The 17606-nt window shown below is 47.2% G+C and carries 9 protein-coding genes; 2 read left to right on the forward strand and 7 right to left on the reverse strand.

Annotation, left to right across the window (positions count from 1 at the left end; genetic code table 11):
* Window positions 1–81: 81 nt before the first annotated feature.
* Window positions 82–297 carry a hypothetical protein gene (locus C7Y71_RS09070; RefSeq protein WP_111898162.1) on the forward strand — a complete coding sequence of 72 codons (216 nt, stop codon included), beginning with the start codon at window positions 82–84 and terminating at the stop codon, window positions 295–297.
* A gap of 251 nt (window positions 298–548) precedes the next feature.
* Here the strand turns inward: C7Y71_RS09070 and C7Y71_RS09075 are convergent, their stop codons facing one another.
* From C7Y71_RS09075 to sufC, 6 genes are all read right to left on the reverse strand, one after another.
* Window positions 549–3329 (reverse strand): calcium-translocating P-type ATPase, PMCA-type, encoded by a 2781-nt coding sequence (locus tag C7Y71_RS09075; protein ID WP_111898161.1) that lies wholly within the window; start codon window positions 3327–3329, stop codon window positions 549–551.
* Window positions 3330–3511: 182 nt separating this feature from the next.
* Window positions 3512–6850: a hypothetical protein gene (locus C7Y71_RS09080; RefSeq protein ID WP_146739391.1), complete on the reverse strand. Its 3339-nt coding sequence runs from the start codon at window positions 6848–6850 to the stop codon at window positions 3512–3514.
* A gap of 37 nt (window positions 6851–6887) precedes the next feature.
* A complete protein-coding gene (locus C7Y71_RS09085; protein WP_111898159.1) occupies window positions 6888–7265 on the reverse strand; it encodes an FMN-binding protein in 378 nt (125 codons plus the stop codon).
* Window positions 7266–7328: 63 nt separating this feature from the next.
* Window positions 7329–8540: an aminotransferase class V-fold PLP-dependent enzyme gene (locus C7Y71_RS09090; RefSeq protein ID WP_111898158.1), complete on the reverse strand. Its 1212-nt coding sequence runs from the start codon at window positions 8538–8540 to the stop codon at window positions 7329–7331.
* Between the two features lie 42 nt (window positions 8541–8582).
* Window positions 8583–9953, reverse strand: coding sequence for a Fe-S cluster assembly protein SufD (gene sufD, locus C7Y71_RS09095; RefSeq protein ID WP_111898157.1), 1371 nt, complete (start codon window positions 9951–9953; stop codon window positions 8583–8585).
* A gap of 12 nt (window positions 9954–9965) precedes the next feature.
* Entirely contained in the window at window positions 9966–10712 is a 747-nt protein-coding gene (sufC, locus tag C7Y71_RS09100; protein WP_111898156.1) for a Fe-S cluster assembly ATPase SufC, read from the reverse strand.
* A gap of 287 nt (window positions 10713–10999) precedes the next feature.
* Here sufC and C7Y71_RS11880 point away from each other — a divergent pair, with 287 nt between their 5' ends.
* Window positions 11000–14539: a hypothetical protein gene (locus C7Y71_RS11880; protein WP_193215895.1), complete on the forward strand. Its 3540-nt coding sequence runs from the start codon at window positions 11000–11002 to the stop codon at window positions 14537–14539.
* A 641-nt stretch (window positions 14540–15180) separates the two neighbouring features.
* Here C7Y71_RS11880 and C7Y71_RS09110 read toward each other — a convergent pair.
* Window positions 15181–17505 (reverse strand): glycoside hydrolase family 16 protein, encoded by a 2325-nt coding sequence (locus tag C7Y71_RS09110; protein ID WP_111898155.1) that lies wholly within the window; start codon window positions 17503–17505, stop codon window positions 15181–15183.
* Window positions 17506–17606 lie beyond the last annotated feature (101 nt).

Below are 17606 nucleotides of genomic sequence, written 5' to 3' on the forward strand. Positions count from 1 at the left end.
GTCGGAGATGCTTTCGTAGGATTGTTTGATAATCTGGAGGAATAATTTTGCCATGTCAAATATTATGGCTATATTTGCATTATGATACAGATAATCGCATACATTTTAATAGTGTTTTTTTCCTTGCTCTCTCTGTTTGCTTTATGGGCACTTATTTCAGGTTGGAACATGCCAGCAGCTAAAAAGAAAAGAGAAGAAGGCCTTGAATATTGGAGATTAAAATCATACGGAAAAAAAGTATGGTTTAACCATCCTTTTGACAGAAGTAAGGGACTCTTCGGAAGACCTAAGAGATAAAAACTGTCTTTTTTATTCCAATTATAAACGTATTACTTTGCAATATAAGTAATACGTTTTTTTATGAATCAGCAAGATGTACGTAACATCGTCCTCAGAATAAATGATAGCGATGTACAGCAGAAAAACAAAGAAGCAACAATCATTAAGACTAAATCCTAATCTAATCAGGGGATACCTTTACAAAAGGAGTCAACCCATAACAATCAAAACAAGGCTGATAGGAGCAAATAAATGGGATTGAGCAAATGTTACTTATTTTTCCGTCTCTTTCTGAATAACCTGTAAAGCCGAAAGATTTCGCCGCCAAAAACAACTATCAGTGTTAAGAGAATAATAATGCCCCAATCCCAAAGACAAATGGGTTTTACCTCAAAGAATCCATTTCCAAATGTAACGATGAGGATTTGACCGATAAGTATGATTGCAGCGATGAATAAGAAAGTCTTACAGCCTTTCATATTGATAGCGGATTTACCTGTCATGAATGCTTTTGCATTGAACAAGTTCCAGAATTGAAACATTACGAAGATAGTGAATATCAGGCCGTGTTCGTATTGTTCGATATGTCTAGTCGACAAAGCACCGCTGAATAAATACTTAATTTCACTTAAACCCTTCGCAATAAGGTCTGGCCAAGACTTATAGAATGGTATATGCTCAAAGGAGAATGTGAAGAAAAGCGTTATGATGGCGAAGATAAAGCCTGTTACAGCAATACTCTCTCTCATGGGCCTGCTGATAATGAACGCATTCCGTTGGCGCGGCTTTTCTGTCATGACTTCTCTTGAGGGCGGTAGCGATGTCAGTGCCATGGCTGCAAAGGTGTCCATGATGAGGTTAATCCACAAAATCTGGGTGATGGTCAGCGGCATGTCAGTGCCGATGAAGGAGCCGAGCAGGACAGTAAGGCAGGCCGCCACGTTGATTGTGAGCTGGAAAAGGAGGAAGCGCTGTATGTTACGATAAAGCGAGCGCCCCCACAGTACGGCTTTGCAAATAGAGGAGAAGGAGTTGTCGATGATGGTGATGTCGGACGCCTCCTTTGCCACACTCGTCCCGTCGCCCATGGAGATGCCCACATGAGCCTGCTTGAGCGCCGGTGCGTCGTTCGTACCGTCGCCCGTCACGGCAACGACGTGCCCTTTCTTCTGCAAAATCTCAACGAGGCGCTGCTTGTCGAGCGGACGGGCGCGGGCTACAATCTTGATGTCCTCGATATGCTCCAGGAGTTCTTCGTCGGACAGTGCCTCAAACTCGGGACCTGTGATGATGTGCCGTTCGTCCTCATCATCCGCCCAGATGCCTATCTGATGGGCAATCTTCTTGGCTGTGCATGCAGTGTCGCCCGTGATGACCTTGATGGCGATATGGGCATCCAGACACTCCTTCACGGCGGCTGGCACGTCCTTACGCACAGGGTCGGCTATCGCTACAATACCAAGGAACGTGAGGCGACCGGCCGTTACGGCATGTTTGCTGATGACGTTTTCCCCCTCGTCGAGTTCCTGACAGGCAAAGGCGATGGTGCGCATGGCTTGGTTCTGGAAGTCGTGGAGCTGACGGCGTACCTCGTCTTCTGTCGCACCACCGGCGCAGTCGGCACACATGCGCAGCACGATTTCAGGTGCACCTTTCACGTAGAGCATGCGCTTACCGTTCGAAGAGCGCACCACGGTAGCCATGTATTTCCACTCCGTGCTGAACGGCAACTCTTGTAGTATCTCAACGTCCGAACGTATCTGGAGATAGTCGGCACCGTTCTGTGCCAGCCAGATGAGCAGTGCACCCTCAGTGGGGTTGCCGAGCGGTTGGAAAGTGCCGTTTGGCAGGAGTTCCAGGTGGGCGGTGGAGTTGGCACCAATGCTTTCCCTGACGATAAGGCTCATCGCATCGTCTGACAGTCTTTGCCCCTCAAGCGCATAGAACCTGGTCTCGTACACTTGCATGTTGTTCTCGGTGAGGGTGCCGGTCTTGTCTGTACAGATAACGGTGGTAGCACCCATCGTTTCGCAAGCATGCATCTTGCGCACCAGGTTCTTCTCCTTCAGCATCCTCTGCATACTATATGCAAGGCTGATGGAAATAGCCATGGGGAGACCTTCTGGTACTGCCATCACGATGATAGCAACAGCAAGCATCACACTTTGGATATGGTAATCTATGTGTTCAAAATCATACCAAGACGAGCCATCATCCAAATTCTTTATTAACATGGCAACTCTACCGAAAATAACGAGAAATGCTACAACATAACTTGCGTATGCTATGTATTTACCAAGTCTGTCAAGTTGCTCGTTGAGTGGTGTCTTTACACTATCTTCAAGTTGAACAGCCTCCATCACTTTACCGCTTTCAGTGTGGTCGCCAACGGCAAAAACATTGCAGACAGCGTGTCCTTCAAGCACTTTCGTGCCACGCAGCACATGGTTCGTAGGGAAGGTGGCTTCAGGGTCGAAATCATTTTCTTTTGCCGACTTTCGGCACGAAGGCTCGCCAGTAAGGGTAGATTCGTCTATGTTGAGGTTGGTCGATTCGAGTATTTCTGCATCAGCGGGCACTTCATCGCCGGGTGTCAGAATAATGATGTCGCCGACGACGAGGTCTTTCTTCGCAATCTTTGTGTACCGCCCTTTGCGGATGACGAGTACTTTTTCTTCATCATCTACCTTGTTGAGCAACATGAATTCCTTGTTCGCGCGACGCTCAAAATAGAAGGATACACCAGTGGCGAGAAAAACGGCGATGATGATGCCTATAGGCTCAAAGAATACACTAAAACCTTTTGCTCCACTTTCTAAATAAGCAACGATTAAAGAAAGAATAGCTGCAATCTCAAGAATGAAAATCAGCGCATCTCCGTTGTTCCAGCCGGGAATGAAATGACCCAAAGGACCTGTAAGCCGTTCGAAGAAAAGTTTCCAGTTGGAGTCTCTTTCTATGGGAGTGAGGACGTTACTGCCGTTTCTCTCGCGACTTTTCAGGACTTCTTCATCGGTTAGTCCGCGATATTTCTTGTTGTATCTCGCCATTTTGTTGATAGTTCCTTGCAGAAATAATTATAACTCCTGCAATTATACTGCAAAAATAAGCATTTCTGAACAGGGTAAGAAAACTAATGTGTTAAAATGCTGTTACAGTTGCATTGCCCTAAATATAGAAAAGTGCTACATCCACATTAGGAACGTAGCACTTTCATGATGTAATATGATGTTTATTTCACAATCACTTTCCTGCCGCCGACAATATAGATGCCGCGTGGCAGTCCTGTGAGAGTGCCGTTAGAGCGTATCTTCTGACCGGTGATGGTATATACAGCGTTTGGTTGAGTGTCGCCATTGGCGTTAAGGTTGACTGTGGCAATGTCAGTAACGGCTGATGTCGTCAGTTCGATGGCAATGTCGCCGTTAATGTCGGTCGCTGGAATGCCGCCAAGTCGGAAATAGCCTGTGTTGGCTTCTATCGTAGTGCCTGTAGCCTTGGCAAGGTCAATCACTGTGCCTCGCAGGTAGCATAGCGGGCGATTGATGGTTGTGGGATTAACCACACCAGTAAGTCCGTTCTGCTCAAGCCCTTCGAAAGAGTAGTTGATTGCTGTACCATTATTAAGTTCGGTGAGGAAAATGGATATTTCAGGGATGTCCTCCGTGTTGTTTACAATAAACGGACAGCCGGCAGGAATGGTCTCGCTGTCGTTGTAAGCAATGCACTGTACCGTATTGTTCTTTACGCCTATGACTTTGTAGAGCGACATGTCGGGCGTAACGGCCATTATTTCGAATGGCAGGGTAATCACCTGAAGCCCGCTGGAGATGCGGAGAGAGTGTGTGCCTTGATAGTCTGCTTCTTCTATCAGGTAGGCTCCGCCATCCTGACCTTCAGCGTTTTGGGCAACGGTGAAGTTGCGGTAGTAAGGTGTAGAGTAGGCGAAAAGTCCTTCTCCGAGTTCCATGTTGAGGTAATTCTCTGCGCGTGCGCTACGGAATTTGAAAGGCACGGGAGTTTTCGAGGTGTAGATGTCGTTGCCTGCCTTGTCTGTAGTGCCGAGATAAGTACCTGTGGCTGCATTTCGCGCCTGATAGGTGCCGTCAGAATTCTTTGTGAAACGCCACATGTAGTTCAGACGCATTTCCGGGTTTAACTCCGATGTGCCTTCGTTGTTGTAACTTAGACCCATGAGCGAAGTGCCGTTCTTGTCGGCCTTCAGGTATCGTCCGAAGTTGTCGCTGTTGGGCTCGCCGCTTATGATGAAGTAGAGACGGTCTTCTTCGGGTAGGATGAGCGATGCTTGGAATGCAGCAACGGCGGCGTTCAGTTTTTCAAACAGCGTGTTGTATTGTTCCTGAGTCATGTCCGGGGTAATCTGTGGCTCAATCTCATCGAGCACTCTGACAAAGGCATCAGTGCTTCCTTCCTTGTAATAACCCACTACTTCTTGGTCTGACTCAACGGCAGCATAATAATAGGTGCAGGCATCGTCGTAGGCAGCACGCAGAATTTCAGGGTCGCCATATTTTTTGCAAAGCGCGTCGTAGGCAGCCTGCAGTGCCTCGATAGTTTCTTTTGTGGCTTGTTTCGCTGCCAGTTCGTTCTCTGCTTTCTGCATTGAAGTTTCGAGAGCTTCAGTAATTTCGCTGCCGAGTGTTTCGTAAGCACTGCTTTCGGATAAGTATTCTGCTGTGTAAACACCGATTTCGCTCAAGTTGAAGTAGGGCAGACCGTTGATGGTGCCATTGTCCTTTGTGCGGATGACTTCAAAGCGTAGGTATTTGTATGCTGCTGGCATTTCGATGTAGTTAATGCTAGCCAAGTTTGCAATATCATCAATGTATTCTTCAGGAGCGACACCTCGGTTGAAGTTTGTTGCATAAGTCCCGATGCGTGTCCATTCTCCGGTGGAATCATTGGTTGCATAGAGATTATAGAGCATCGGATTAAGATTTGCAGAATTCTCTAAATCTGTAAAGTAACGGCGCACCATCTTTACTGCAAAGGTCTTGACGGGAGTTTCAAGTTGCACATCAAGGAAGTGGAACACATCCGGTGCTGTTTCTGCAGAACTCCAATTACTGTGGAAATATGTATAGAGGTCTTTGTCGATTGCAAATTCCACATTTCCTTCTGTCGGTTCTTGAGCATTCGTACTTACATTTGTGATGAGTCCGGGAGTGTCAAGAGTGCCGCTTGTAGCCACTGTGGAATTATAACTCTTTGTTTTTTCCACCTTTGTCGCTGTCTTGATGTAGAGCGCTGTAAGTTCTTCGTTGAGTGCTTCTTGCTCCTTGCTCTTTTCTATATCTTCAATGTATTGCTCTGACACACTGATCAACTTGAAGAGTGCTTCATCGCTCTTAGGGTCTGGACTGTCAGCATAGCCCACTCGGGTGTCGAGTGTCAGCATAGCCTTGTTGCCCCATAGGTTAAGGATGTTGAACACCCCTCCGCGACAACTGTAATTATCTGCTTGGTAAGAGAATTTATAGTTGCCATATAGGCTCTTGTCGTTTGTAAGTGTTTGTGCACCATTAGAAAGGGAAGATGAAATGGCTTTTTCTGCAAGCAGGTTGACAATATTGAAATAGCCGGGCTCTTCGCTGGGTGTTATGTGCCAGATGTAGGGCGCGGATGCGATATCAAAACTGTCGGGTATTTCATAGTCTTTACAGTAAAGTAAAGAACTGCTTCCATCGTTGACCACATAGAGTAAGTCATCGTTGATATTGCTGATGTAATAGTAGCCTTCAGTCACTGGATTTATCGCTGAAATGGCAGTTTTATATGCAGTTGTTAGCCTGTCTGTGGCTTCATCGCACTCCTGTGATGTGGGCGCATCTTTATCGTAAATGGCCATGGCTGTGTTGTATGCCGAAAGAAGTTCGTCAAATATTTCCTGAGAAATGCATCCAGGCCCACTTCCTACTTGCCATACACCTTCCACTCCGTTGGGCGTGTATTGATCTATAGCAACTCCCAATTTTTCCTTGCCGCCAATTTCCTCTACAGCATAAATCAGCCAACTGCTGAAATACATGAAGTTAGGATAAATCATGCCGTAGCCGGGTCCACCTGCTCCATACGGAGTCTTTGGAACAAAGTAGAGTACAAAACCCGCATTTTCCTTGTGGCGTTTCATGTGGAAAGCCACCTGACTCTCATCTTGTGTCTGTGTCTCAGATAATGACACTACGAGCGCTTTGGTCTTGTCGTCTGTAAATGTAGTGGTATAGGTGTTTTCTGGCAAATTATCTAAGTCGATGATATAGGTGTTTGTCGCTGGGTTTTTGATGTAGTAACAATCTTCGCCATCAATATTGCCCGCTGACTCGAACTCCATAATGGTGGTCTCGTCCACCTTGGTGCCGTAGTATTTGTTTGATGCGTCTGTAGAGAGGTATTGTATTGTAGTAGGCTTCTCTCCGTTCTGTAAAAGATACTTCTTTCCTGCTGCAATAGATGTCTCTTCATAATCTGCCTGTCGGTATTGTGCCGAGGCGGTCATTGTTCCCGCAAGGAAAAGCAGAAAAAATGACAAAATAGAGTAGATACCCTTCATGCTTTATGGTTTTGTGAATTAATGATTATTTTGATTTTTACTTATGCTCCGCATAGTATTTCGCACCACGTCGGATGTTCTCCTTGATGGCATCGGACGAATAGGTGGCTCCGGTTATCCCGTCAACCTCCACACTGTCAGCCATGTTTATTGCCATACCAGTATAGCGTGGTAATAGTCTTTCTTCTACGGGTTTGAAGAAACGGGGTGTCTCGTTGTTCTTAAGTGCAACCACTTTGCGGATGGTGTCGCCTTCTATGTAGATTTCAACTGGCGTGTTGCCGTTAAACCCTTTGACGTCAGTGGCGATGGTTGTGGTGTTGACAATGTAGGTGTCGTTCTCCTTGCGGATGACTTCGTCGATGGTCATGGCGATGCAAAGTGTTGCGAGTACGACAAAACTGATTCTTTTCATCTTTTTATGCTTTGATTTTGAATGTGCAAAAGTAAGAAAAATATCCTAATCCCGCGTTCATGTTCAGAACATACTTGCCACGCGCCGTATGCCGGAAACGAGTGCATCTATCTCGTCCTGGGTGGTGTATAACGCAAAACTTGCGCGTGCCATGCCTTCCACACCGCAGCGCTGCATAAGTGGCTGGGCGCAGTGGTGTCCCGTGCGGATGGCGATGCCGAGTCGGTCGAGCAGGGTACCGAGATCAAGATGATGGATGTTGCCCACATTGAATGCCACGACGGCATCTTTAGCCGGAGCCGTGCCGTAAAGTTTAATACCTTCGATGCCCCGCATCTGTTCCATAGCGTAGGATGTAAGGGCATGTTCGTGGCGGGCGATGTTGTCCATGCCTATGCCATTAAGATAGTCGATAGCTACGGCAAGGGCGTGCGTGCCTACAAAGTCGGGCGTGCCGGCTTCAAATTTGTAAGGCAGACGCTCGTAGGTCGTTTTTTCGAACGATACGCGGGCTATCATCTCACCACCACCCTGATAGGGCGGCATGGCGTCAAGGAGTTGCTCTTTGCCGAAGAGAACGCCGATACCGGTGGGACCATACATCTTGTGACCGCTGAAGGCAAGGAAGTCGCAACCGATGTCTTGCACGTCAATCTGCATGTGAGGGGCACTCTGAGCAGCATCTACGAGGATATACGCACCATGAGCATGGGCAATCTCCGAAAGTTCCTTGACAGGATTGATGGTGCCAAGCACATTGCTCACATGCGTCACGCAGACAAGACGGGTGCGTTCAGTGAACATGGATTCGTAGGCTTCCATGTCAATTTCACCGGCATCTGTCATGGGGATGACTTTAATGACGATGTCTTTGCGGTCGCGAAGGAGTTGCCATGGCACAATGTTGGAATGGTGCTCCATCACACTGATGAGTACCTCATCTCCTGCTTTTAGGAAGGCTTCGCCAAAAGAACCGGCAACGAGGTTGATGCTTTCCGTGGTGCCGCGGGTAAAAACCACTTCGCTCGTGCTGGCGGCATTGATGAAACGGCGGACCGTATCGCGCGCTGACTCGTGAAATTCTGTGGCTTGTTGGGAAAGGAAGTGAACGCCGCGGTGAACATTGGCATTCACAGAGAAGTATTCTTCGCTGATGGCATCCACCACACACCGCGGCTTCTGAACCGTGGCAGCATTGTCGAGGTAAATCAGCGGCTTGCCGTAAACTTCGCGCGACAGGATGGGAAAATCTTTGCGGATGGAGTCTATATTCATTCTTGGCTTTGTTTTCAAAACATAATTCAACGGCAATATGCCTCAACTGCACAGCGAACACCCATGGCAGTCTTTTGCCATACGACCGCGGAATCGCTGATCGACAAGGAATGACAGGCGGTCGCGCAGAGCATCAAGACGCACATGGTCAATGACATCGTTCAGAAACGCGTGTTGAAGCAACAGGCGGGCCTCTGCCTCTTCTATGCCGCGCTGACGCATGTAAAAAAGTGCCATTTCATCGAGTTTTCCTACAGTAGAACCATGGTTGCACTTCACGTCGTCAGCATATATCTCAAGCATGGGTTGGCTGTAGGCACGTGCATCATTGCCGGCGCAGAGGTTGGCATTGATCTGTTCGCTCAGGGTCTTCACGGCACCCTCGCGCACGAGAACCTTGCCTGCGAAAGCGCCAACGCTATGCTCGTTAAGCACATTCTTGTAGAGCATAGTGCTCTCGCAGTTGCTCACGAGATGGTCAACGAGGATGTTGGTGTCGATGCGCTTGTCGCCGTCAACTATACCGGCTCCGTTTAATTCTGTCTTCGCACCTTCGCCCACTAAGGAAATGTCTGTAACGTTGCGGGTGATACCGTTGTGAAGTGTCATATCGTTGAGAGAGAAACGACTGCCGGCTTGCTGCTCTACGTAGAGATTGTTGAAACGGGTGTTGCCCGAACGCGTCTCTTCTATGCCATAGAAATCAACCTGGGAATTTTTCTCGCAGAACACTTCGATAACCTGTGTGGAAAGGTATCTGTGTTTGCTGTCGGCATTGTCGCAGTAGATGATACTGCATTCGCTGTCGGCTTCTGCCACAATGAGGAGACGGCGATTGAACATCATATCTGCACCGGCACTCGGGATGTTGACAATCTGAATGGGGCATTCGGCTTTAACGCCGGATTTTACATATATAAGGAGCCCATCTTGAACAAACAGACTGTTGAGCGCGGAGATAGCATCGTAGGTCTTTCCCGCAAGTTTGTTATAGTAATGAGATATGAGATCAGGATATTCAACCTGTGCTCGTGCAAAGGGTAAAACGAATACACCATCACCCAGGAATGATGCCCGGCCGGTGGGGTCAGCCACCACGTCTCCCGTTACGTAGTATTGCGATGTACTCATGTGCGGCACACTGCAGAGGTGCCCTTTGTAGGGGTCTTGGTCTGCTTTGATGCGATGCAGGTTCAAACCATAGTCGGGTGCGAGAGCGGCATCCACGTTGGTATATTTGTAACGCTCCACCTTACGGGTAGGCAGACCATTGTCGCAAAGACCGGCAAAGGCTGCTTTCCTACACGCATTCATGAATGCAGGTGAATGCTCTGCAATCAGTTGAGAATGGGCCTCGTAGAGGTCTGTGTACTGCTTCAGGCTTTCCGTGAATTGATATTTTGGTGTTGGCATTTTTTTTCTTTTTCAGCGAATGTCTTTTACCCAGTCAAACCCTTTTTCTTCTATTTCGTATCCCAGGCTTGCGTCGCCGTCCTTAACTATGCTGCCATTGACGAGCACGTGAACAAAGTCGGGCTTGAGATAGTCGAGCATGCGTTGGTAATGGGTAATGACAAGGGCGCTCGTCTGAGGGGTGCGAAGGGTGTTGAAACCCTCCGCCACGATGCGAAGGGCATCCACGTCAAGACCGCTGTCCGTCTCGTCCAGTATGGAAAAAGTAGGTTCCAATACAGCCATCTGGAATATCTCATTACGCTTGCGCTCGCCACCGCTGAAACCTTCGTTCACGCCACGACTCATGAAGTGAGCGTCAAGCCCAACAATCTTGCGCTTCTCGCGAAGCATCTTAAGAAAATCCGATGGTTTCATCGGGTCTTCGCCCAGATATTTGCGCTTGGCATTCACTGCCGCACGCATGAAGTTGGTCATCGAAACACCGGAAATCTCTATGGGAGCCTGAAACGACATGAAAATGCCCTCGTGAGAGCGGTCCTCAGGCGACAAAGCAAGCAAGTCCTTGCCATTGAACGTGATGCTGCCTTCCGTTACTTCGTATTTGGGATTACCTACCAGCACATTGCTTAGCGTGGATTTCCCGGAGCCGTTCGGACCCATCAGGACATGTACCTCGCCATCGCGAATCGTAAGATTTACACCATTCAGTATAGGCTTGCCTTCAACGGAGGCATGAAGATTTTTTATTTCTAACATGTCTTGTCATTCTTTTCAACTGCAAAAATACGATTTAATCTTGGAATGAAGCAATTTGTTGACAGTTGCAGTAGTTTTCGACAATATCTATAGTTGCTATAACTGCTATAAATGTCTATAAAAACAAAAAAGCCGCTGAAAAAGAAAAAAATGAATAAAAAAGTAAAGTAAAGATTGCAAAATAAAAAAATATATGTATATTTGCAGCGAAATTCCCTAAGTAGGAACATACAAACGAGATCAACCTAATTTAATTCACATTATTAACCAAATCAAAGTCAAAAACAATGAGAAAATTTACTTCTTTTCTCGCATTGGTGCTTATTTCGATTTTGAGCGTCAATGCACAAGTCTACACGACGACTACGATTGAAACGATTGGTGAGCAGGTTACAAGTCTCGACCAGTTGGAAGACGGAGGCCTCTACCTCCTTTGGAATACCGGTCGTAACTGCTACATCTACGAAGCAGACGGTGGTGCCTTGATGCAAAAGGCTGCTGCCAACGTAGATGACCCGGGTACTTTTGCCATCACGTTCGAAATCGCGTCTAAGGCTGCTGACAACGTAAAGGCTTATTTACGTACAGCAAGTGGGAACTACTTCCCTAACACAGAAGGCAATCAGGCACTTTCTACGTCTTCTTCAAAAGCACTCTACACCATCAATATGGTGTCTGAGGGCGTGTTCCATTTCACCATGCCCAGTGGCAAGGAATTGAATGGTAATGGTAATGGATCTAATGGCGATGGTTCAACCGTGGCTTCATGGATTAGCGGTGACGGTGCTAACGGTAGGTTCAACATATATCCTTGTACGCTCAGTGAGATGTCAGAGGAAGATGTGGCTATCCAGACACTCGATCAGGCTATCTCTACATGCACGGCAGACCGCTCTTCGTTCAGTGAAGATGTAATCGGTGGTTATCGTTCAGACCTCGTACAGAAATGGGAGGATGCTTACAACGAAGCAACCGACGCGCAAATCTATGCTGACGAATATACACCAGAAGAAATTCTCGGGTATGCACAGGCACTGAAAGATGCATACGAAGCAGCCTTTGCTGAGAAGATTGCTATGGATGCCAGCAAGATGCCAACTCCGGGTTACTACTACCTCGTTTCTTCACGCGACACTACTTCAAACAGCATGATTTCCATTGAATCAGCAATGAATCCTCTCGACGTGGACGCTGCTTATTCTGATGGTACAAGCGCACTGTGGAGCATGCACTTCGATGCTACAGTACAGGGTGCCACAGCCGATGCAAAATACATTTGGGAACTCAAGCAAGTGAACGACACGGCTTACACGCTCCGCAACCTTGCATTCGACAACTATCTTACAAACGTTAATCCTTATAAGATGGGTGCAGAAGCAGACGCTGCTACATTCACCATAGGTACATGCCTCGGTGTTGTAGGTAATGCTGAACAAGGCTTCTATTGTGTTACCAATACGGCAGTAAGCGGAGTGAACAACTCTCTCCATGCTGCAGTATCAGGCAAGACTGTCGTAAATTGGACGGCTAGCGCTGGTGCCAGTGGCTGGTATTTCGCACCGGTTGACGATGCAACTGTTGAAGCCATCAGCGGCAACCTTGATGACATCCGTGAACAGCAGGCTCAAAAAGATCGCAACGTGGCTCTCGAGGCACTCGTTAAGCAGTCGAAGGCTGCCGAAGACGCAGGTAAGTCTTACATCTTCGATGGTACGGACGATGGTCAGTTCATTCAGGATGAAAGTCTGAAAGGCCTTGTAAAGGATGCTTCACAAGTTTACTCAAACGTGAAAGACCCGGGTGAAGGTACATACGAAGCTCTCTTCGATGGCAACTATGAATCATTCTTCCACACTTCATGGCACAATTCACTTCAGGCTTCAGAACCTCACTACCTCCAGATGGACCTCGGCCAGGAAGGTATTGAAAACATTATTTTGAAGTATGCAGAGCGTTCAAATGCTCCAACACCTGACCTTCCTTATGAAGTAACGCTTTATGGTACTAACAATCCTGCACTCCTCTCTGGTGTAGAAACTACACAAATGGACGAAGAAACAGGTGAAGAAACTACTGTAACATCTGAAGTTCCTTCTACAGAATGGACAAAGCTTGGCGAATATACATTCGCATGGGATACACAGTTGCTCAATGCTGAAGGTGGAAACCAAAGCCTTTCAGCAAGTCGTTCTTCTGCGCCTATCTTGAAGGGTGCAGGTCAAGCATTCCTTAATATCAATGGTAACCGTTACATCCGTATCGCTGTAACGAAGAACATGCAGCATGCTATCACAGGCAATGTACGTTCAAACGGTGATACATACGACTATTGGAACCTCTCCGAACTTCGTGCTTATCAGGCAGTTTACGATCCTAACTGTATCTATGAAAACATGGATGCTACAGTTAAGGCTAACCTCGCTAATGCTATAACAAAGGCTGAAGGTGAACTCGCCAACGAAAAGGCTTCACAAGCAACCATCGAGGAACTCCAGGCTGCTTACGACGCATTCATGGCTGTATATCCCAGCAAGGACGAACTCCTCGCCCTCATCAGAGAGGCAAAGACATGGACTACTCCAGCACAGGTCGGTGACAATGCAGGTTACTATCCTGATGGTGCAGCAGCAGAACTCCAGGGAGCAATACAAACAGCAGAGGCTGCCGCTGAAAATCTGACATACGCTTCTTATACAGCAAATATGGCTGCTCTGAAGTCAGGCATAGAAAAATTCATTGGTAAGGTTGTTACTCCTGAAGATGGCATTTACTACATTCTTAGCCACACTTCGGGTGCTGCTAAGGGTTCATACGTATGCACAGATGGTACTGGTACTACCGCCAATGCTTACTCCAACGTGAAGTGGAACTACAAGAACGACACTGAAATCAGCAACCGTCTCAATGCTATGTGGGAACTCAAGCATGTTGATGGTGGTATCACACTCCGCAACCTTGCTACAAACCGCTATATCAGCAATGAGCAAGTTACTTTGAGTGGTCATATCGCACAAACTGTAGATACTCATACTCTCGGTCTGCGTAGCGCACGTATCGATACTATACCTGAAGCACTGAATATCACGCTGTATAACGACTCAGTGAAGTACTTCGCAAATGCACAGCCTGGTGGCGCTGTAATGGTAGTTTGGAATGCTGCGCAAGGTGCAGACAACTCTGCATTCGAATTTGTTCCTGTAAACGACTTCTTTGCAACGATGATTCTCGAACACCCGACGCCCGCTACTATCCACTTGCTGCCATTCGCAGTCTCCGCTCCTATGGACGTAACAGCAATGACAGTTACTGGTATCAAGGACAACGCTGTTCAGCTCGCAGCTATTGAAGGTGATGTGATACCGGCTGGTACACCGTTCATCGTAGTTGAAGATACTGCAGTTGTTAAGAACTTCTCAGTTTACCTCACTGTTTTCGACGCTGCTTCTATCGAATACAATTACAGCGAAGCAAACCTCACAACGAACGGTTTCACCGCAGTTTGGGAGCCTGACACACTCAAGGTCAATGCTCATGTGATTGGTCAGAACGCAGAAACTACGGAAGTTGCACTCGTAGAAGCTAATAAGAACGCTGTTGTAGCTGCTAACGAAGGTTACTTCGTAATCACCGGTATGCCTGAAGCACAATCAGAGGGCATCGCAAGCATTCCTCTCGCTAAGGAAATCGTTGACGGTGTAGAAAAGGTAACTCTCGGCAACGTAATCGTAACGAAGAAGGGTACTTACTCACTCAGTGGTGTAAAGGTCAATGGCAATAACCTGCCGAAGGGCGTTTATATCATCGACGGTAAGAAAGTCGTTAAATAATAACTGACTTATCAAATGAATAAAGGTGCAGATTTCTGCACCTTTATTTTTTTGCTATCGACTCTCAGGTTTCTCATAGGCTCCCAGGCAACGGATAAAGGAGATTGGTAGAACCCCTACCGATTATTCACCCCTGTTGCAGTCCAAACGTGACGCGACATATATGCAGGTGTGTAAGGAGCAAAGCGACTGAAACCATTGTTATATGCAGTAAGATGTCATGAGTCCAGTATGGACGATACATAATTTGTCAAAAGCAAAGAGCGCCGAAGGCGCGCCGGACAACAGTCAGGGGTACAGCGAAATGAACGCAGTTCATGGAGCGGAACCCCTGTCTTACGGTATAATGTCCATGCGTTCCGAAGGACAGCAGGAAAAGCCTGTTTAGATGCTTTGTGCCCCCACCATTGTTGCGCATTTAAAACTGCTACAACCCGTTTCGACACACCTTTATGGTATTGGTGTTTGGCAAACGGGCTGAAAGCCCCAGAAGCGCATAGCCCAGAGTAGCGCCCTGGGTGAATGTGATCAAAACCATTGGCGCGCTGTAAGCGCAAAAGCAGAAATGCTATCAAAAAAAGATTTTCTCCCATCTTTAACAATGAGAGAAAATCCATAAGAGTTTGTTTGCAAATGATACCTTAACTGATAAAGTACTTCTTGCCGTTTTTGATATATATACCGTTTTGTGGTTTAGACACCTTCCGACCACTCAGGTCGTAATAAGTGTTCCTACCTGCAACTTTATCTTCTCTGGTCATGGCGTTGATGCCTGTTGATGCGCCGTCAGTAATGACGATCTTAATGTCTGCAAATGCACCACCGTTGGTCAGAATATCGTCTTCTTCTGCAATCGAACCTGCCGGATTGTAATTATTCCAGTCCACTTTATAACGCATTTGGTAAGTGCCTGGTTGGAGATCCTCAGGAATGATGAATGAAGGTGTTTCCATCGTGTTGTTATCCGATAGAGCCTCTCCAGAACTGTTATATCCATCGTAGTATGAGAAACTCATCATATCTGTACCCTCTGCAATCACACCATCTATAGGTTGTAAAACGTTAAAGAGTCCATTATTGTCTAAATCCATGTAAACGTAGCCGTGCATCCAGTCCTCAGAGAAGTTGAATGATGGTTTTACTGTGTCGCCAGCAGCTGCTGTGAAAGTAATGGTGCTATTTATCCTATTGTATAGCCTTGTGTTATCAGGGATGTCAATCGTTTGGTCGTTGAGAGAGATGCTGTTCAGACGACGTGTGGCATGAGTAACTGCTTGGTCGCGGTAGAAGTATGTGGGATACTTCATAAACTCATCGTAGGCTGCACGGACTACAGGCGTCTTCTGATAGACACGAATCCAGTCAACGCGCGTTTCGTAGGTGAACGCCTCATCAGCGGCAGCAGCCCAAGAGCCGTTGCCCACACTCTGATTGATGATGAGGTAAAACGCTTTGTCGAAGGGCCATTGACCATTCTCGAGGGCATTAGGACTCGTAATCTTCTTGGGGTAGGTAAAAACCTTTTCATTGTCCATATACCAGCGAAGTTCCAGAGAATCCCATTCAATGGCGTAGATGTGCCAGTCTTCCACACTGACCCACTTGTTGTTAGTCTTTTGGGGATTGCCGCTCTGACCCAGTGTGTTGCCCCATTTGGAGTGGATTGTGAAGTAGGCTCGGTCTTCTGAGTCGATAGTCTCCATGATGTCTATTTCGCCACATGCAGGCCATCCGCCAGTAGTGTTGGTCGGCATCATCCAGAAAGCGGGGAAATTGCCTTTGTGCTTCGTTGACTTCAGACGAGCCTCTGCACGACCATACTTGAAGTCGAAATTACTTTGGCGCGCACCACTAAGCATTGCTGCATCGTCCACAGATGTGTCCGGATTGGGGATGGTGCGAAGGACGAGAGCGCCGTCTTTGATGTATGCCACACTGTCGCTGTTCGAGACAAATCGTTTCCAGGTGATGCCGGGCGAGCGAGTCGTCATAATCCATTTCCCATCGTCCGTCTTGCTGTAGTCCGCCTGATTGAACTCATCGTTGAACACGAGTTTCCAGCGCTCCACCTCTTCAAGTTCTCCTTCTGCAACAGGCTCAAAAAGGCCTGTTACGGAAGTGTTGGTGCGGAAAAGGCTGCCGGCAATGTCGAAAATGTTCAGGTTGGTAGCCGAAAAGGTTTCTTCGCCATCTTCGTTGGCTACCTTCAATCCCACTGGCTTGTAGCCTTCATTTGCAGCAAGAAGGAATGTGGCAGGGGTGAAGAATGGGTGCAGAACGCCTTCCGTCATGGCGCTGCCGTCAAAGTATTTCACACTGCCGCCTTCTGTAGTAACATCGGTAATAGTGATGGATTTCGGCTTGCTTCCCAATACGACAAGGTCAATGTCGGCAATAGCGCCGCCATTCCTTAAAATGTCGTTGCCTGCAACGGTAGAACCGCCGGCATCGATGCAGTTCCAGTCCACCTTGAAACGCATCTTGTATGTGCCGGGCGCAAGGTCTGCCGGGATAGTGAACGAAGGCATGGAAAGGCTCACGTTTGGCGAAACAGAAGTGCCGTTGCTGTTCTTGCCTGCGCCTTCTATGCTATAATAGGTGTAGGAAACAAGTTCATTTCCTTCTTGCAGCGTACCGTCAGCGTTGGGCTCGCTCACATCGAACTGCTTGTTGCCGTTGTAGTCAATGTAAGCATAGCCGTGCATCCAGTTAGAACTGAAATCGAATGCAGGAGTAATCGTCTCACCTGCATATACGAAGAAACTTTTGCCTGTAATGTCGTTGTAAATCAACGAGTTGTCAGGAATGCTTACAGTGGCTCCTGCCAAAGATATGGCATTGAGACGTCGTGTGGCATGTCTCACGGCAGACGTCTTGTCGTAATTGATGGGATAATCATCTGCCATGACAATGGTGGGCCAAGTCAAGGTCAGCAAAACTGTAAGTAAAAAGTGTTTTGTTGTCATCTCTATTTTGTCTTTTTATCTTTTCCTTCTCATTTTATGCGAATTTGTTAGAATACAAAAAACGCAAATTCGCTACAAAAATACGAATTTTATTCGAAAAA

Origin of the sequence: Pseudoprevotella muciniphila, from assembly GCF_003265305.2 — a bacterium.
GTDB lineage: Bacteria > Bacteroidota > Bacteroidia > Bacteroidales > Bacteroidaceae > Alloprevotella > Alloprevotella muciniphila.